Source organism: Pseudomonas sp. 1152_12, assembly GCF_052850675.1.
Genome location: NZ_VXCW01000006.1, coordinates 1 through 18,257 on the forward strand (window position 1 = coordinate 1; position 18,257 = coordinate 18,257).

Annotated in this window: 14 protein-coding genes; 9 read left to right on the forward strand and 5 right to left on the reverse strand. The window is 60.3% G+C overall.

Features of this window, described 5'->3' with window-relative positions:
• Positions 1 to 16: 16 nt before the first annotated feature.
• Both FW764_RS12495 and FW764_RS12500 read right to left on the reverse strand, forming a co-directional pair.
• Positions 17 to 331 (reverse strand): amidase, encoded by a 315-nt coding sequence (locus tag FW764_RS12495; RefSeq protein ID WP_446434192.1) that lies wholly within the window; start codon positions 329 to 331, stop codon positions 17 to 19.
• On the reverse strand, positions 328 to 1,410 hold the full coding sequence (locus FW764_RS12500; protein ID WP_446434493.1) for a serine hydrolase domain-containing protein: 1,083 nt from the start codon (positions 1,408 to 1,410) through the stop codon (positions 328 to 330). The genes FW764_RS12495 and FW764_RS12500 overlap by 4 nt, the downstream gene beginning before the upstream one ends.
• Before the next feature lie 335 nt (positions 1,411 to 1,745).
• Here FW764_RS12500 and olsB point away from each other — a divergent pair, with 335 nt between their 5' ends.
• Together olsB and FW764_RS12510 are read left to right on the forward strand one after the other, a co-directional pair.
• Positions 1,746 to 2,501 (forward strand): L-ornithine N(alpha)-acyltransferase, encoded by a 756-nt coding sequence (olsB, locus tag FW764_RS12505; RefSeq protein WP_003172415.1) that lies wholly within the window; start codon positions 1,746 to 1,748, stop codon positions 2,499 to 2,501.
• On the forward strand, positions 2,501 to 3,292 hold the full coding sequence (locus FW764_RS12510; RefSeq protein ID WP_446434193.1) for a lysophospholipid acyltransferase family protein: 792 nt from the start codon (positions 2,501 to 2,503) through the stop codon (positions 3,290 to 3,292). Before olsB ends, FW764_RS12510 begins: the two co-directional genes overlap by 1 nt.
• A 647-nt stretch (positions 3,293 to 3,939) precedes the next feature.
• On the opposite strand, the gene FW764_RS12515 is transcribed toward FW764_RS12510, so the two are convergent.
• Positions 3,940 to 4,524 (reverse strand): acyl carrier protein phosphodiesterase, encoded by a 585-nt coding sequence (locus FW764_RS12515; RefSeq protein ID WP_446434194.1) that lies wholly within the window; start codon positions 4,522 to 4,524, stop codon positions 3,940 to 3,942.
• A 155-nt stretch (positions 4,525 to 4,679) separates the two neighbouring features.
• On the opposite strand from FW764_RS12515, the gene FW764_RS12520 reads away from it, so the two are divergent.
• The 4 genes from FW764_RS12520 (at position 4,680) to FW764_RS12535 (ending at position 10,734) form a co-directional block, all read left to right on the forward strand.
• Positions 4,680 to 5,006, forward strand: a complete 327-nt coding sequence (locus FW764_RS12520; RefSeq protein WP_414188937.1) for an ArsR/SmtB family transcription factor — start codon at positions 4,680 to 4,682, stop codon at positions 5,004 to 5,006.
• Between the two features lie 14 nt (positions 5,007 to 5,020).
• Positions 5,021 to 6,187 carry an MFS transporter gene (locus tag FW764_RS12525; RefSeq protein WP_446434195.1) on the forward strand — a complete coding sequence of 389 codons (1,167 nt, stop codon included), beginning with the start codon at positions 5,021 to 5,023 and terminating at the stop codon, positions 6,185 to 6,187.
• Positions 6,188 to 6,218: 31 nt separating this feature from the next.
• Complete coding sequence (locus FW764_RS12530) at positions 6,219 to 7,274, forward strand: alkene reductase (RefSeq protein WP_446434196.1); 1,056 nt, start codon at positions 6,219 to 6,221, stop codon at positions 7,272 to 7,274.
• A 316-nt stretch (positions 7,275 to 7,590) separates the two neighbouring features.
• Entirely contained in the window at positions 7,591 to 10,734 is a 3,144-nt protein-coding gene (locus FW764_RS12535; RefSeq protein WP_446434494.1) for an autotransporter domain-containing protein, read from the forward strand.
• Positions 10,735 to 11,017: 283 nt separating this feature from the next.
• Here the strand turns inward: FW764_RS12535 and FW764_RS12540 are convergent, their stop codons facing one another.
• The gene (locus FW764_RS12540; RefSeq protein WP_446434197.1) at positions 11,018 to 11,650 is read right to left on the reverse strand and encodes a TetR family transcriptional regulator; all 633 of its coding nucleotides are present in this window, start codon (positions 11,648 to 11,650) and stop codon (positions 11,018 to 11,020) included.
• Positions 11,651 to 11,936: 286 nt separating this feature from the next.
• On the opposite strand from FW764_RS12540, the gene FW764_RS12545 reads away from it, so the two are divergent.
• The 3 genes from FW764_RS12545 to adeC are packed head-to-tail and all read left to right on the forward strand — an operon-like array spanning position 11,937 to position 17,710.
• Positions 11,937 to 13,091, forward strand: a complete 1,155-nt coding sequence (locus FW764_RS12545) for an efflux RND transporter periplasmic adaptor subunit (protein WP_446434198.1) — start codon at positions 11,937 to 11,939, stop codon at positions 13,089 to 13,091.
• 3 nt (positions 13,092 to 13,094) lie between these two features.
• On the forward strand, positions 13,095 to 16,256 hold the full coding sequence (locus FW764_RS12550; protein ID WP_446434199.1) for an efflux RND transporter permease subunit: 3,162 nt from the start codon (positions 13,095 to 13,097) through the stop codon (positions 16,254 to 16,256).
• A complete protein-coding gene (gene adeC, locus FW764_RS12555) occupies positions 16,253 to 17,710 on the forward strand; it encodes an AdeC/AdeK/OprM family multidrug efflux complex outer membrane factor (RefSeq protein WP_446434200.1) in 1,458 nt (485 codons plus the stop codon). Before FW764_RS12550 ends, adeC begins: the two co-directional genes overlap by 4 nt.
• An 81-nt stretch (positions 17,711 to 17,791) precedes the next feature.
• Here adeC and FW764_RS12560 read toward each other — a convergent pair whose 3' ends face one another.
• Entirely contained in the window at positions 17,792 to 18,235 is a 444-nt protein-coding gene (locus FW764_RS12560; RefSeq protein ID WP_446434201.1) for a hypothetical protein, read from the reverse strand.
• Positions 18,236 to 18,257 lie beyond the last annotated feature (22 nt).

Sequence of the window (18,257 nt, forward strand, 5' to 3'; positions counted from 1 at the left end):
GGGAATCTCTGGTGTGTCAGGGATTCAGGCGGCAGCCTTGGCGATCCCCTAGCCAGCGCGCCGTGTGCGTGCGCCCCAGCCCGCTCGCCGTCACTTCACTGCGCTCCGGGTTGTCGCTGAATGCACTGGTCGGCACGTACTGCTTCACATACCCCAGGCAATACTCGGTGGGGTTGTTCTCCACATACCGGCACGAGCAGTACTCCTTGGCCGTGTACGCCGCGATGATGTCGGGGAAGGCTTGCAGGTTGACGCGCTCATGCCACACCCAGCCTAACAAGGCGAGTAACAGCAGCAGGAAAACGCTGATAAACGGGTGACGGCGGATCATGGCTGCACCGCCGCCAGCACGCGTTTGAGCAGTTCGTTATGGCGGTAGCTGCCGTCGCGGTCGTCGCCGTAGCGCACGATCACCAGGTGTTCGTCAGGCAATACAAATAGCGCCTGGCCCCAGTGACCGAGGGCGGCGAAGGTGTCGGCCGGGGCGTCGGGCCACGGGCGGGGCGCGCCTTGCACTTCGCGGTTCAGCCACCATTGGCCGCCGGGCACCGCCTCGTCTTGACCGGATTTGTATTGGTCGAAGGGTCGGCGGTTGAAGGCGACCCAGTCTTTGGGCAGCAACTGTTGATCGCCCCAACGACCGTCGCGCGCCATCAGCAGGCCGACCCGCGCCAGGTCGCGTGCGGTGAGGTAGGCGTAGGACGAGGCGACAAAGGTTTCGTCGGCGTCGGTTTCCCAGGTGGCGTTGTGAATGCCCAGCGGTTTGAACAGTGCCTCCCACGGGTAACTCATATAAGCCTTGTGCCCGAGCATGCCTTTGAGGGCGGCGGACAGGATGTTGCTGTCGCCGCTGGAGTAGCGGAAGACCTGGCCCGGTGCGGCGACAGCCTCGGTGTCAGCGGCGAACTCGGCCATGTCGGCGCGCCCGCGGGTGTAGAGCATCGCCACGACGGAGGATTTCAGCGGGGCATATTCATAGTCTTCCTGCCAGTCGAGGCCCGAGGCCCAGTGCAGCAGGTCGGCCAGGGTGACTTTGGGGTGCTGTTTCATCGGCGGGTAGAAGCGTGCGGCGGGGTCGGTGAGTTTGAAGCGGCTTTCGCCATAGGCCACGCCGAGCACGGTGGCCATCAGGCTTTTGCTCACCGACCAAGTCAGGTGCGGCGTACTGGCAGTGGTGGGCGCGCCGTAACGTTCGTAGATGATCACGCCATCGCGGATCACCAGCAGCGCGTCGGTGCGAATGCCTTGGCGGGTGGCGTCGTCACGGGTTGGAAAAGCGTAGGCATTGAGGTCTTCGACAGCGGGACCGTCGAGCGGTGTGCCCATGGCCCACTCCTTGTCAGGCCAGGTTTCGGCGCGGGCGGTGACGGTGGCTAACAGCAGGGCAACGCACAACAGGCCTCGGACCATGGACACAAACTCAAGGGGGGCATTCAAGCCCGCGAGCCTAGCCTGGATGAGTGACAGTTTTGCTACGCGAGTCTTGAGTGGATGCATGTTAATTGTGGGAGGGGGCTTGCTCCCGATGGCAGTGGCTCAGTCAGCTCATCTGTAACTGATCCACCGTCATCGGGAGCAAGCCCCCTCCCACATTTGGATCGCGCTGCATCCGGTAGAAGACGCCCTGCCGCGGCTGTCATCTAAGCGTCACTGGAACTTCATGGAGATGACACCGAGCCTACATAGCCTGAGTTTGGACAAACAAGTCGACCGGCCGAAACGTGGCTGGCACTCGGAGATTCGCCATGACTCAGATCGCCCGCATCAGCGACACCGGCAATGAACGCCGTCTGCAAGCCGAACGCCTGGTTGGCGCACAGGCGCTGCAGGAAGCCCAGGCCCTGCGGTTCAACGTGTTCAGCGGCGAGTTCAACGCCAAGCTGAAAGGCGCGGAACTGGGTCTGGACATGGATGACTATGATGTTCACTGCAGCCACATCGGCGTGCGGGACTTGAACAGCGGTCGATTGGTGGCCACCACCCGTTTACTCGATCACCAGGCCGCCAGCACCTTGGGCCGCTTCTACAGCGAAGAAGAATTCAGCCTGCACGGCTTGCTGCACCTGCAAGGCCCGATCCTGGAGATCGGCCGCACCTGCGTCGACCCGGCTTATCGCAACGGCGGCACCATCGCTGTGTTGTGGGGCGAGTTGGCCGAAGTGTTGAACCAAGGTGGCTACAGCTACTTGATGGGCTGTGCGAGCATCCCGATGCACGACGGCGGCATCCAGGCCCACGCGATCATGCAGCGCCTGCGCGAACGCTATCTGTGCAACGAACACCTGCGCGCCGAGCCGAAAAAGCCGCTACCGGCGCTGGACCTGCCGTCCAACGTGATCGCGGAAATGCCGCCGCTCCTCAAGGCTTATATGCGCCTGGGCGCGAAGATCTGCGGTGAGCCGTGCTGGGACGAAGATTTCCAAGTGGCCGACGTGTTCATCCTGCTCAAGCGCGACGAGCTGTGCCCGCGTTACGCCCGCCACTTCAAGGCGGCCATGTGATGGGCCGCCTGCGCGTGTACGCGCGGATTGCCCGCGTGCTGCTGGTGGTGGCGCTGGGCTTGAGCATGGCCAGTGTGTTTGGTGTGTTCGAGCGTTTGGGTGTGGCCAACTCGATGGTGCGGCGCCAGCGCTGGTCGCGTTTTTTTATGGCACGGTTGACCCACGCCCTGCCCTTTCGCGTGACGGTGCACGGTGAGTTGCCGCAAACGCCGATGCTCTGGGTGAGCAATCACGTGTCCTGGACCGATATTCCGCTGCTGGGCGCTGTGGCGCCGCTGTCGTTTCTGTCCAAGGCCGAGGTGCGCACCTGGCCGGTGGCCGGCTGGTTGGCGGCCAAGGCCGGTAGCCTGTTTATCCGCCGAGGCTCGGGCGACAGCCAGTTGATCCGCAAGCAGATGACCCGTCACCTGGAGCAGCAGCACCCGCTGCTGATGTTCCCGGAAGGCACCACCAACGACGGGCGCAGCCTGCGTACCTTCCACGGGCGCTTGTTGGCCAGTGCAATTGATGCCGATGTGTCGCTGCAACCGGTGGCGATTCGTTATCTGCGCGATGGGCAAGTGGACCCGTTGGCGCCATTTATTGGCGACGATGATTTGCTCTCGCACCTGATGCGCCTGTTCGCCAATGACCAGGGCGATGTGCAAATCCATGTGCTCACGCCGATTGCCTGCGCCGGGCAAGAGCGCGCGGCGCTGGCGTTCCAGGCGCAGCAGGCGGTGCACAAGGCGTTGTTTGGGCCGTTGCCGGAGACGGAGCAAGTGGCGACTCGGCCTGCATTTGCAGCATGAACACACTTTAAAATGTGGGAGGTGGCTTGCCTGCTATGGTCATGGGTATCTACGCAACTTTTTGTGTTGCTTTTAGCCTGTGATGGTTTAGGTAGATTGAGTACATATCCGTTGCTGCGGTAACGGCGGCTATTGGTTCTGCCCTTACGGCGGGTCACTTTTGGAAAAGAGCCCGGAATGCCGGCCCAGCCAAAAGTAACCAAAAGGGCTCTTGCCCCACCACTCGGCACCTCGCTTAGGCTCGGTGTGCCCTCACTCCGGCCATCGTGGTTAACGGGGCGCCTCAGATCAAGATCAAAAGCAAGAGCACGGCGGCCTAGTAGCCGACCTGAGTGGTTGAAGCAAAAGCAGAGCAGAAGCAGAGCACCACCCTATCTAGCTGATGTAATGAGATCCCAATGTGGGAGCGGGCTTGCTCGCGAATGCGGTGGGGCAGTTACACATGAGCTGACTGACCCACCGCATTCGCGAGCAAGTCGAATCGTCGCACCGCCGCGCCCACAATTTTGACCGAGTTCGACTGCCAGCACCGCAGTGCTCTGCTTTTCTGTGGGAGCTGGCTTGTCGGATCGCCGCACCGCTGCGATGCAGACACCTCGGTGTATCAGGCATAACCAGTTGATGCCATCGCAGGCAAGCCCACAGGTTTAGATCTCAACCGTCAGGTGGGATTGTGCAAATTTCTGCAACTCAGGATAGAACAGCCGAAAGTCTTCACTCAGCGGCTCATACAACACCCGCAACTCGTGCATGGCATGCCTCAATTCCTCGGGCTGGGTCAGGCGCCGCGAAATCCCGCGCAACACCTGCTCCATCACCGCGAACTCACGGTACGAACCCAGCCAGTCATCCGCTGCCATATACGGTGCAATCTGCGCCAGCCGCCCCGGCAACTGCGGTTCGGCCGCCAGTACGCGGTACACCTGCGAAGTGAAGTGCTCCAGAGGCTGGTTGGCATACCGCGCCCAATCCCGCGCCAGGCAGTGATCGAAAAACACATCGAGGACAATCCCAGCGTAGCGCTTGCGGGTCAGGCTGAAGCGTGACAACGCCTCACCTACCAGCGGGTGGCTGTCGGTGAAGCGGTCGATGGAGCGATGCAGCTGGATCGCCGACTCGATTTGCGGGCTGAACTGGCCCTGCAGACGACCTTTGACGAAGTCACCATAGAGACTGCCCAGCAGTTGTGCAGGAAGTTGGCCGCCTAGGTGCAGATGTGCGAGATAATTCATGCCGCGCAGTCTAGCACTGCCATCAATGTATCGTTATAACCCGATATACCGAAATAGCCGATCTTAAGACCAAAAGCATATTGGTATATCGGGATGCAGCGATTTAAAGTTCGCCTCATCGCGATATAACGTTTTACGCAACCGAGCATCCCGCCATGTCCATCGACCTCGACGAAATAATAAAAGCCCTGGCGCACCCAGTACGCCGAGACATCCTCACCTGGCTCAAAGACCCGAAAGTGCAGTTCCCCGAGCAAGTGCATCACCACGAGTACGGCATCTGCGCCGGACAGATCGATCAGCGCTGCGGCCTGTCCCAGTCGACCGTGTCGGCGCACCTGGCGACGTTGCAACGAGCCGGGTTGATCAGCAGCCAGAAGGCCGGGCAGTGGCACTTTTTCAAACGCAATGAGGAAGTGATCCAAGCTTTTCTCGCCGCGCTTACCACTGAACTCAGCGCTGAAATCATCGAACCGCTGTAACCAAGGAAACGCTAATGCCCCTCTCGCTCCTCATACTGGCCCTGAGCGCCTTCGCCATCGGCACCACCGAGTTCGTCATCATGGGCTTGCTGCCCGATGTGGCGGCGGACTTGGGCGTGTCGATTCCCGGCGCTGGATGGCTGGTCACCGGCTACGCCCTGGGCGTGGCCATCGGCGCACCCTTTATGGCACTGGCCACCGCCAAGTTGCCACGCAAGGCCGCCCTGGTAGCGTTGATGGGCATCTTTATCGTCGGCAACTTGCTCTGCGCACTGGCCAGTGACTACAACGTGCTGATGGTTGCCCGTGTAGTCACTGCGCTGTGCCACGGGGCTTTTTTTGGGATTGGTTCGGTGGTTGCGGCCAATCTGGTACCGGCCAACAAGCGTGCTTCCGCTGTAGCCTTGATGTTCACCGGCCTGACCCTGGCCAACGTGCTCGGCGTGCCGCTGGGCACCGCGCTGGGTCAGGAAGCTGGCTGGCGCTCGACCTTCTGGGCGGTGACGGCGATTGGTGTGGTGGCGTTGATTGGCCTGATCCGCTTCCTGCCGGCCAAGCGTGACGACGAAAAACTCGATATGCGCGCCGAACTGGCTGCCCTCAAAGGCGCCGGCATCTGGTTGTCGCTGACCATGACCGCACTGTTCGCCGCGTCCATGTTCACCCTCTTCACCTACATCGCGCCGTTGCTCGGCGACGTCACTGGCGTCTCGCCCAAAGGCGTGACCTGGACCCTGCTGCTGATCGGCCTGGGCCTCACCGTGGGCAACATTATTGGCGGCAAGCTGGCGGACAAACGCCTGGCGGCCACCTTGATCGGCGTGTTCATCAGCATGGCGGTGGTCTCCACGGTGCTGACCTGGACCAGCGTTGCGGTGATCCCGACTGAAATCACCCTGTTCCTGTGGGCCACCGCCTCGTTCGCCGCCGTGCCGGCACTGCAAATCAACGTAGTGACCTTCGGCAAGGCCGCACCAAACCTGGTGTCCACGCTGAACATCGGCGCCTTCAACATCGGCAACGCCCTCGGCGCCTGGGTCGGTGGCAGCGTGATTGCCCACGGTTTCGGCCTGACCAGCGTGCCTTTAGCGGCGGCGGCCCTGGCAATCCTGGCCTTGCTGGTGACCCTGATTACTTTCCGTCAGAACGGCAATGCCGACCTGGCCCCTGCGACCCACTGAGCAATTCACTTAAAGAGAAGGGTGTTATCCCATGACGACTATTTTCGATCCGATCACACTGGGCGACCTGGAATTGTCCAACCGCATCATCATGGCGCCGCTGACCCGCTGCCGCGCTGATGAAGGTCGCGTGCCTAACGCGCTGATGGCCGAGTACTACGTACAACGCGCCTCAGCGGGCCTGATTCTCAGCGAAGCCACCTCCGTCACGCCGCTGGGCGTGGGTTACCCCGACACCCCGGGCATCTGGTCCAACGACCAGGTACGCGGCTGGGCTAACGTGACCAAGGCTGTGCACGGCGCGGGCGGCAAGATTGTGCTGCAACTGTGGCACGTCGGCCGCATCTCCCATGAGTCCTACCTGAACGGCGAAACCCCGGTGGCACCGAGCGCGATCCAGCCCAAAGGCCATGTGAGCCTGGTGCGCCCATTGGCCGACTACCCAACCCCACGCGCCCTGGAAACCGCTGAAATCGCCGACATCGTTGATGCTTACCGCGTTGGCGCCGAAAACGCCAAGGCCGCCGGTTTTGACGGCGTGGAAATCCACGGCGCCAACGGTTACCTGCTCGACCAGTTCTTGCAGAGCAGCACCAACAAGCGTACCGATAGCTACGGTGGTTCCCTGGAAAATCGTGCGCGCCTGCTGCTGGAAGTGACCGACGCGGCCATCGAAGTCTGGGGCGCCGGCCGTGTGGGTGTGCACCTGGCTCCGCGTGCCGACGCCCATGACATGGGCGACGACAACCTGGCCGAGACCTTCACCTACGTTGCCAGCGAATTGGGCAAGCGTGGCATCGCGTTCATCTGTTCGCGTGAAAAAGAAGCCAGCGACAGCCTCGGCCCACAACTGAAAAAAGCCTTCGGCGGCGCGTACATCGCCAACGAACGCTTCACTAAGGACAGCGCCAACGCTTGGCTGGCCTCGGGCAAGGCGGATGCGGTGGCCTTCGGCGTACCGTTCATCGCCAACCCGGACCTGCCGGCGCGCCTGAAGGCCGATGCGCCGCTCAACGAAGCGCACCCGGAAACCTTCTACGCCAAGGGGCCGGTCGGTTACATCGACTACCCGACACTGGCAATCTAATGTAACTCGCGGATCGAGCGCGCGGCGGCGTCACCGCCGCCGCGCGTTCACTGCTGCGTCTCTCGCACTCCTCCCTTCGCTGGCTGATACCTGCCCCAGAAATCCCCCCTGTAGCCATCCCCTTCGGGGTGCGCTGATGTTTGTACATCAGGTCGAATATTCCCCTGCATATCCGCGGTTACTCCCGACATACACCTCGCACTTGATTACGGAAGCTGGCGTTCGCCGACTTTCAAGTGAAGGATTATTAAAGATGCCGATAACAAAGAGCTGCCCTTTTTTCAGGACGGCCACAAAGACCTCTCCAGCCTTGGCTGTGGCCAATGCCCTGGGCCTGTTGGGATGCCTGTTGTTGACGCCGATTGAGACCCAGGCTTATGTCGAACAGGGCCGCCTGAACGATGCTGCCAGCTGGCACAACGAAGAGTTCAAGCTGAATTGGGGATTGGCCGCCGTTGGGGCGGACCATGCCTATGCGCGAGGGTTGAGTGGCAATGGGGTGCGGGTTGGTATTTTCGATTCCGGGGTTAATTTGCACCACAGCGAGTTTGCCGGCAAGGCACCTCTGAGCCTAGTAACAGCCGCACCTGGGTGCACTAGCGACGTCGTTCTGGGCAATGGCGCAGGGTGTTTTTTCAGCGAGGGCAACAAACCCCAGATCAACTATCAGAACATCTTGGCGCAAGAACTGGATTTCATCACGGAACTGCTCGCCAGTAGCGAAATCGAGCCTGAAGAAAAGACGGAACTTCAGGCGCTTCTCGACACCGCTGGGCCGCATTATTCCACCCACGGCACCCACGTCGCCGGAACGATGGTGGCAAACCGAGATGGCTCAGGCATGCATGGCCTGGCTTACGGCGCAGAACTAAGCACAATGAGGCCCGCCAGCAATACCTTCAGCCCTTCTTTATTAGAAGATGGCACGCTATTGACCCGCCCCCCTGCCGGGACGTTGGCGGGCGTCTATGCCCGGTTGCGCGCGAAGGGCGTGCGTGCCGTCAATAACAGTTGGGGAATGGCCACCGCTGAGTTCACTACCGAAGAGGTTGATGAGTTCTTGGCGAACCATTATCTGAGCGATGCGCTGACCCAAGGCTCACGTGATTTCGGTCTGCTGCAAGTGTGGGCCGCTGGCAACACAACAACCGCGAACCTCACACCACGGGACGCACCGATAGCGTCATTAGAGGCTACTCTGCCTCACCTCACACCGGAACTTGAGCCTTACTGGCTGAGCGTGGTCGATCTAAACCACGACTTGAGCCTCAGCGATGAGTCCCGTCGTTGTGGCCTGAGCAAAGACTGGTGCCTCGCCGCACCGGGCACAGACATCACCTCCTCGATTGTCGTTGGCAAAATCGACGCTGAACTGAACGTCGACGCTAAGGGCGAGGTAAATGGCTTCCGTGTCACCGCAGAACGCCCAACCTTTGGCTACGGCACGTTATCCGGTACTTCCATGGCCGCCCCTCACGTCACCGGCGGCCTGGCCCTGCTGATGGAGCGCTACCCCTATCTCGACAACCCGCAAATTCGCGACGTGCTGCTGACCACCGCCACTGACCTCGGCGCATCCGGCGTCGATGATGTGTATGGCTGGGGCTTGATGAACCTGGAAAAAGCCATCGACGGCCCCGGCCAGTTACGGGTCGATACCGACGTCAATATGGACCGCTACGCAGGTGGCGCAAAAGTCTGGGAAGGCGGCGCCTGGGACGATTGGCGTAACGACATCGACGGCCCGGGGCGCCTGGGCAAAAGCGGCGTGGGCTGGCTGCGCCTCAGTGGCGAAAACCGTTTTGCCGGGGCCACGCTCACACAAGGCATCCTGGAGCTGAACGGCCTCAATCGCTTGAGCAGCGACGTCAAAGTAGGAGGAGGCGCGTTCATCCTCAACGGCACCTTGCAAAATACCGTCCTCAACGTCAACGGCGGCGTTGCCCAGGTCAACGGCAGCCAAGTCGGAGCCCGCACCACCGTCGGTGCAAAAGGCACGTTAACCGGCACAGGCCTATTGGCCGACACTCGGGTTGAAGGCACGATCATGCCCGGCACTGACCGCCAGGCGTTGAGGGTCAATGGCGATTATCGACAGGCCACCGGCTCGACGCTGGTCGCCCTGGCCCATGGCACGCCTGAACAATGGGCGTTACGCGTCGCCGGACACGCTCAAGTCGATGGCGGTACGCTGCGCATGGCGCGCCAGGACGGCGTTTTCCCATTGGGCCAGCGCTACCACATTTTGCACGCCAACAGCGGCTTGAACGGCGGTTTCAGCACAGTTGACCACAATGCATTTTCGCCCTTCCTGAGTTTCAATCAGGTGCTTGATGCCAATGCTGTGCGGGTTGATGTTGGGCGGGGTCGCACCTTGGCATCCGCCGCCAACACCCCGAACCAACTGGCCGTCGCCAGTGCCGCTGACCGTGAAGCAATGTCCGGGGCCTTGCCCCAGCGCCTGACTGCGCTGTTCCCGGAGCAAGCGCCGCACGCCCTGGATCAACTCAGCGGTGAACTGCATGCCAGCAGCCAGGCGGTACTGATCGAAAACAGCCGCATTTTGCGCGACGCAGCCCTGGACCGGGCCCGCAGCACAGCGGTCACACGCAGCCGCACACCAGGGGAGCCACGCTCAGGCGTCTGGGTACAGCTACCGCGCTACTCCGGCACATCCGGCGGCGATGGCAACACGGCCCGAACCTCGAACACTACTGCCGGAGTGCTGGCGGGCATTGATCATGAGCTGGAGCAAGGCACGCGACTGGGCGTGGTACTTGGCAGTGGACGTACAGACGTGAAAGCGGGATCGCGTGGCAAAGCCAACATCGACACCTACCAGATCGGCCTGCACGTGGGGCATACCTGGGACGCGTTTGGGTTGTATGGCGGGGCGGCATACGCTCAGCACGAGATCCAGACGAAACGCCAAGTCAATTTCCCCGGTATCAATGAGCGCCTGTCGGCTGATTACAGCGCCCGTACCCTGCAAGTATTCACTGAGGCCAATTATCGTTTTGACCAGGGCGCCTGGGACTGGCAACCGTACGTGCAGCTGGCCCAGGTGCGCCAGCGCAGCGACGGTTTCAGTGAGCACGGTGGCGTCAGTGCGCTGAAAGGCCTGCGCGCAAAAGAGACCGTCAACCTGACTACCAGCGGCGTACGCTTCAACGTTGATCTAAATAAAGCGCACATCGGACCATCGTGGCTAAGCCTGCTTGGCGGCGTGGCCTACACCTTGGCCAATGGCGATGTGCAACCGGCCACCCAGGCTGCCTGGGACGGCGGTTCCAACCTGCAGGTGACGGGGGCGCCGCTCAATCGTCAGACCACCCGACTGGAACTGGGCGCCATCGCCAGGCTGACCCGCGACAGTTCACTGGACCTGGGTTTCAGCCAGCAATGGGGCGAACGCTTTCGCGATCAAAACATCACCGCGCAGTATTCATTGCAGTTCTAGCGGCGCGGCAGGGAAATAGAAACGTTGCCCACGGCAGCGTCTCCAGCGAGGCAACGTGCTGAAACGAAAAAGCCCCGGCTCGCAGGAACCAGGGCCTTTTCGTTGAGGCCGGGAAACATTCCTTCACAGCATTGCAACAATATCGCTACAAAATACTTAGTCGGCTACCTATCAACCGCCCGCATGCCCGTATATAAAGTCATCCTACAAATCCTGCGAAGGGACGATTGACCGTCTCTGGACTTTGCTATTGACACACTTGGATGCAATTACGCATTTTGTCTTAATTGCGTAGGCTGGGGCTCAAGCGCAGCATGTCCAGCCCCGAATCAACCCAGCGTTCGGCATCCTGATGCAGTTGGAAGCTGTCAGGGACCAGTAGCCACTGGCCAATCAAGCCGTGGATGTAGGCATGAATGCACACCGCGCCACGCGCAGTGTCCAGATTTTCCGGAAGTTGCCCGCGATGGACCGCGTTGCGCAATGTCAGGCTGATACGCAGGTTGCATTCCAGGCTATGGGTTTGACGTTGGCGCCGCATATCACACATTTCATCGGTGAACTCGCACTTATGAAACAGGATTTCGTTGATGCGCCGGGTTTTCGGGTCCAGGGCCACTTGATGATAAAGATGAATCAACAGCTTGCGCATACAGCCCAGCGGGTCGACTTCATCCTCGCTTTCACTGGCCCGGGCCAATTCATCGAGGGGCTCGTGCAGCGTGTCGAGCAGTGCCTGCAGCAAATCGGACTTATTGCTGAAATGCCAATAGATAGCGCCGCGCGTCACACCCGCCAACGCCGCGATGTCCGCCAGCGTGGTCCGCGCAACGCCGCGCTCATAAAAGGCTTGCTCGGCGGCTTGGAGAATTTGGCTGCGCGTTTCCTGAGCTTCCTCTTTGGTACGACGAACCATGGCAGTAAAACCTCAATCAGAACACTTGGGACTATCGGTAACGCGGCTTTAATAGACGGTAACGATCATCTGAATAATTGTGGGACGACACCGTCATGGGCGCCGAACGTACTAAAATCGAGGCTTTGGCGGTTGCTTTGTCAACAATCCGCGAAGCCTGTCAAGAGTTTACAAACAACCATGAACGTAAGTATATTGCGTAGCAAGCTACTTATCTACTCACAGCTTGATTTTTACCCTTCCACACTTCTTGTGCGCATTCTGCGCGCCTGACCCGAGGATCTTCATGCAACTTAAGCCAGCTGTTACCGCTCTGGTCACTGCCGTCGCCCTGGCATCGCTGCTCAGCGGATGTAAAAAGGAAGAAGCGGCTCCGCCCGCTCAAATCCCTCAGGTCGGCGTGGTCACTATTCAACCGCAAGCCTTTACCCTGACCACCGAGTTGCCGGGCCGCACCACGGCCTTCCGCATCGCGGAAGTTCGGCCGCAGGTCAACGGCATCATTCTCAAGCGACTGTTCAAGGAAGGCGGCGACGTGAAGGAAGGGCAACAGCTCTACCAGATCGACCCGTCGGTGTATGACGCCACCTTGAAAAGCGCACAAGCGAGCCTGACCCAGACCAAATCCATCAGCGACCGCTACAAGCAGTTGGTCGATGAGCAAGCCGTCAGCCGTCAGGAATACGACACCGCCGTCGCCAACCGCATGACTGCCGAAGCCAACGTTCAAACCGCCCAGATCAACGTGCGCTACACCAAAGTGTTCGCGCCGATCTCCGGACGCATTGGCCGTTCCTCGGTCACCGAAGGCGCACTGGTCAGCAATGGCCAAGCCGACGCCATGGCCGTGATCCAGCAACTGGACCCGATCTATGTCGACGTCACGCAGTCCTCGGCTGAAATGCTGAAACTGCGCCGCGACCTGGCAAGCGGCCAGTTGGAAAAAGCCGGCGAAAACGCTGCCAAGGTCAAACTGACCCTGGAGGATGGCACCGCCTACAGCCAGGACGGCAAACTGGAGTTCTCCGAAGTGTCGGTCGACCAGACCACTGGTTCCGTGACCCTGCGCGCCGTGTTCCCGAACCCTGACCACACCCTGTTGCCGGGCATGTTCGTCCACGCCCAACTGAAAGCCGGTGTGAACAGCAAGGCTATTCTGGCGCCGCAACAAGGCGTGACCCGTGACCTGAAGGGCACTCCAATGGCGCTGATCGTCAACGCCGACAACAAGGTCGAGCAGCGTGAACTGGTGGCCAACCGTACTTACGGCGCCTATTGGCTGGTGGAAAAAGGCTTGAACGCCGGCGACCGTGTGATCACCGAAGGCTTGCAGTACGTCAAGCCGGGCGCCGAGGTCAAGGTCAAGCCTGCCGACAACGCCAAGCCTGCTGACGCTGGCAGTGCTGCTGCTCCTGCTGCCGCTGCCGGCAAAGGGGAGTAACCCATGTCGAAATTCTTTATCGACCGTCCCATTTTCGCCTGGGTGATTGCCCTGGTGATCATGCTGGTCGGGGCACTTTCGATCATGAAGTTGCCCATCAACCAATACCCGGCCATCGCGCCGACCGCCATCGACATCCAGGTGACCTACCCAGGTGCGTCCGCACAAACCGTGCAGGACACCGTGGTGCAGGTCATCGAACAACAGCTCAACGGTATCGACAACCTGCGTTATGTTTCCTCGGACAGTAACTCCGACGGCAGCATGACCATCACCGTAACGTTCAACCAGGGTACCAACCCGGATATCGCCCAGGTTCAGGTGCAGAACAAGCTGAACCTGGCGACCCCACTGCTGCCACAAGAAGTACAGCAGCAAGGTATCCGCGTCACCAAGTCGGTGAAGAACTTCCTGATGGTGATCGGTCTGGTGTCGGAAGACGGCAGCATGACCAAGGACGACCTGTCCAACTACATCGTGTCGAACATCCAGGACCCGATTTCGCGGACCGCGGGTGTAGGTGACTTCCAGGTGTTCGGTTCGCAGTACGCCATGCGTATCTGGCTCGACCCGGCCAAGTTGAACAACTACCAGCTCACGCCGGTGGATGTCAGCGCTGCGATTTCCGCACAGAACGTGCAGGTCGCGACCGGCCAGTTGGGCGGCTTGCCTGCCCTGCCCGGCACCCAGTTGAACGCCACGATCATTGGCAAGACCCGCCTGCAGACGGCCGAGCAGTTCGGCAATATTCTGATGAAGGTCAATACCGACGGTTCACAGGTACGCCTGAAAGATGTCGCCCGTATAGAGCTCGGTGGCCAGAACTACAGCATCGCTGCGCAGTTCAACGGCAAGCCGGCTTCCGGTATGGCGATCAAGCTGGCTTCGGGCGCCAACGCCCTGGACACCGGCAAGGCCATCCGTGCCACCGTCGCGTCGCTTGAACCGTTCTTCCCGCCAGGCATGAAGGCGGTGGTGCCGTATGACACCACCCCAGTCGTGACCGAATCGATCTCCGGGGTAGTCGATACCCTGGTCGAAGCGATCGTGCTGGTGTTCCTGGTGATGTTCCTGTTCTTGCAGAACTTCCGCGCCACCATCATCACGACCATGACCGTACCGGTGGTGCTGTTAGGTACTTTCGGGATCCTGGCCGCGTTCGGTTTCACCATCAACACCCTGACCATGTTCGGCATGATCCTGGCCATCGGCTTGCTGGTGGATGACGCCATCGTCGTGGTGGAAAACGTCGAGCGGGTGATGGCTGAGGAGCACCTGTCGCCTAAGGAAGCGACGGTCAAATCCATGGGCCAGATCCAGGGCGCCTTGGTGGGTATTGCCTTGGTTCTGTCCGCGGTACTATTGCCGATGGCGTTCTTTGGCGGCTCTACCGGTGTGATCTACAAACAGTTCTCCATCACCATCGTTTCGGCCATGGCGTTGTCGGTACTGGTTGCCCTGATCTTCACCCCGGCCTTGTGCGCCACCATGCTCAAGCCGATCGACCCGGAAAAACACGGCCAACCCAAGCGTGGTTTCTTTGGCTGGTTCAACCGCACCTTCGACCGTGGCGTACTGAGCTACGAGCGCGGTGTGGGTAACATGATCAAGCACAAGATCCCGGCGTTCCTGGTGTACCTGCTGATCTTCGCTGGCATGATCTGGTTGTTCATGCGCATCCCTGCGGCGTTCCTGCCCGATGAAGACCAGGGCGTAATCTTTGCCCAGGTGCAGACGCCGGTCGGTTCTACGGCTGAACGTACGCAGAAAGTCATCGACGATATGCGTGCGTACCTGCTCAACGACAAGGAAGGCGAGCCAGGCGAAGGCAAAGGCGTGAAATCGGTGTTTACCGTAAACGGCTTCAACTTCGCCGGTCGTGGTCAAAGCTCGGGCCTGGCATTTGTGATGCTCAAGCCGTGGGCCGAACGTGACGCTTCGAACTCCGTGTTCGAAATCGCCAAGCGCGCCCAGGGCTACTTCATGCAGACCTTCAAGGACGCCATGGTATTTGCCATCGTGCCGCCGTCTGTACTGGAACTGGGTAACGCCACCGGCTTTGACGTGTTCCTGCAAGACCAGGGCGGTGTTGGCCATGACAAATTGATGGCGGCGCGTAACCAGTTCCTCGGTATGGCAGCACAAAGCAAGATTCTGGCAGGCGTGCGCCCCAACGGCGTGAACGATGAGCCGCAGTACGAGCTCACCGTCGACGACGAGAAGGCCAGCGCCCAAGGCATCACCCTGTCGAATATCAACCAGACCCTGGCGATTGCCTTGGGTGGCAGCTACGTCAACGACTTCATCGACCGCGGTCGGGTGAAGAAGGTGTACGTGCAAGGTGACGCCGCCAGCCGCATGTCCCCTGAAGACTTGGACAAATGGTACGTGCGCAGCGACTCCGGGAAGATGGTGCCGTTGTCCTCCATCGCTTCGGGCAAGTGGATCTTCGGTTCGCCGAAACTCTCGCGCTACAACGGTGTAGCGGCGATGGAAGTCCTCGGTACGCCGGCTCCGGGCTACAGTACCGGTGACGCCATGGCCGAAGTCGAGCGTATTGCCAAGCAATTGCCGGCGGGTGTTGGCTATGCGTGGACGGGGCTGTCGTATGAAGAACGTCTGTCCGGCTCCCAGGCGCCTGCGCTGTACGCCTTGTCGCTGCTGGTAGTGTTCCTCTGCCTCGCAGCACTGTACGAAAGCTGGTCGATCCCGATCGCCGTCATCCTGGTAGTGCCGCTTGGGGTTGTAGGTGCGTTGATTGCGACCAGCATGCGCGGGTTGTCCAACGACGTATTCTTCCAGGTGGGCCTGTTGGTGACGGTGGGCTTGGCGGCGAAAAACGCCATCCTGATCGTGGAGTTTGCCAAAGAGCTGCACGAACAAGGCAAAGGCATCGTCGAGGCAGCCATCGAGGCATCCCGCATGCGTCTGCGGCCGATCATCATGACCTCCATGGCGTTCGTGCTCGGCGTATTGCCGCTGGCGATCTCCACCGGCGCCGGTTCGGGCAGCCAGCACGCAATCGGTACCGGCGTCATTGGCGGTATGATCACTGCCACCGTCCTGGCGATCTTCTGGGTGCCACTGTTCTTCGCAACCGTATCGGCTGCTGGCGAACGTAAAAAGAAAGTTATTCCTGAAACTCCTAAAGAGGCTGGCCAATGAGCAAGTCGCTACTTTCCCTAGCCGTCACGGCATTCGTGCTCAGTGGCTGCTCGCTGATACCTGACTATCAGCGCCCTGAAGCACCGGTAGCTGCGCAATTCCCGCAAGGGCCGGCGTATTCCTCGGCCCAGGCGCCGGGCCAGGCCGCTGCCGAGCAGGGCTGGAAGCAGTTTTTCCATGATCCTGCCCTGCAACAGCTGATCCAGACCGCGTTGGTGAACAACCGTGACCTGCGTGTCGCGGCGCTGAACATCGACGCCTACGCGGCGCAGTACCAGATCCAGCGCGCCAACCTGTTCCCCGCCGTATCGGCCACCGGCAGCGGCAGCCGTTCGCGCACCCCGGCCAAGCTGTCGCAGACCGGCGAATCAACCATCAGCAGCCAATACTCGGCGGGCCTCGGGATCAGCTCGTATGAGCTGGACCTGTTCGGTCGTGTACGCAGCCTGAGTGAAGAAGCCCTGCAAAAGTACTTCGCCACTGAAGAAGCGCGGCGCAGCACCCAGATCAGCCTGGTGGCCAGTGTGGCTAACGCCTACCTGACCTGGCAGGCCGACAAGGAACTGCTCAAGCTGACCCAGGAAACCCTCGGCGCGTTCGAGCAGAGCTACAAACTGACCTCGCGCAGTAACGAAGTCGGCGTGGCCTCGGCCCTCGACCTCAGCCAGGCGCGTACTTCGGTGGAAAACGCGCGGGTGCAACTGGCGCGTTACACCCGCCAGGTGGCCCAGGACGAGAACAACCTGACCCTGCTGCTGGGCACCGGCCTGCCGGCGAATATCGCCAGCAAACCGCTGTCGGATGACCTGCTCAGCGAAGTGCCGGCCGGGTTGCCATCGGACCTGCTGCAACGTCGTCCCGACATTGTGCAGGCCGAATACAACCTCAAGGCTGCCAACGCCAATATCGGCGCGGCACGTGCAGCGTTCTTCCCAAGCATCAGCCTGACCGCCAGTGCCGGCACCGCCAGCCCCACCCTGGGCGGCCTGTTCAAAGGCGGCTCGGGCACCTGGTCGTTCGCCCCGCAGATCAACATCCCGATCTTCAACGCCGGTAGCCTGCGCGCAAGCCTGGACTACTCGAAGATCCAGAAAGAGATCAACGTGGCGACCTACGAGAAAGCGATCCAGACCGGCTTCCAGGAAGTCTCCGACGGCCTCGCCGCGCGTGAGACCTACAAGCAGCAGTTGGATGCACAGCGTGGCTTCGTCGCGGCCAACCAGGATTACTACCGCCTGGCCGAGCGTCGCTACCGCATTGGTGTCGACAGCAACCTGACGTTCCTCGACGCCCAACGCCAGCTGTTCAGTGCCCAGCAATCGCTGATCACCGACCGCCTGGCGCAGCTCAACAGCGAGGTCAACCTGTATAAGGCCCTCGGCGGTGGCTGGAACGCGCAGACCGCGAAGAACGAACCGTTGAAAGAAGAAGCACCGGCAATGAAGTTGTTCTGATCGTGCGGGTGTAAAAAAACCGCTTCCCTCACAGGAAGCGGTTTTTTTATGCCTCGGCCTTTTGTTCACCCCAAAATGGGTTCATGTACTCAACTTAAGCGTTGAGAACTTGACCTCCATTTCCTCGCCATCCTCCGCTTGATAATAGAGAGAGAAGCTCACAGTCAGACTAATCTTGCCGTTCTCGTCCTCAGAGATGTGTTCAATCCTCAAACTCCCCGAGTAGTCCGGCGGGAGGTACTCGAGATAGCCCTCCCAACCAAAGCTGGCTTGTATAGGCAGGGGTCTCAGGCCGATGGGGTATGTCTGCCGAGGTTTCAGCTTGCCCGCCTCAAGGGTCAGTTCATTTTTCGAACCAGGGTTGCCCTCAAGGCCTAAGCGAACGAAAAATTGATAATCCTCGATGTAGCTCAACTCGACGCTATCGAAATCAAGCGCGATCTTCTCGCCATCTGCGTTGATCAATTCCCCACTGAACTTATTCACAGTGGTTAAAAAACTCCCCATATCTGATCCAAAGCTCATGATTCATTCTCCCTTCAAGACC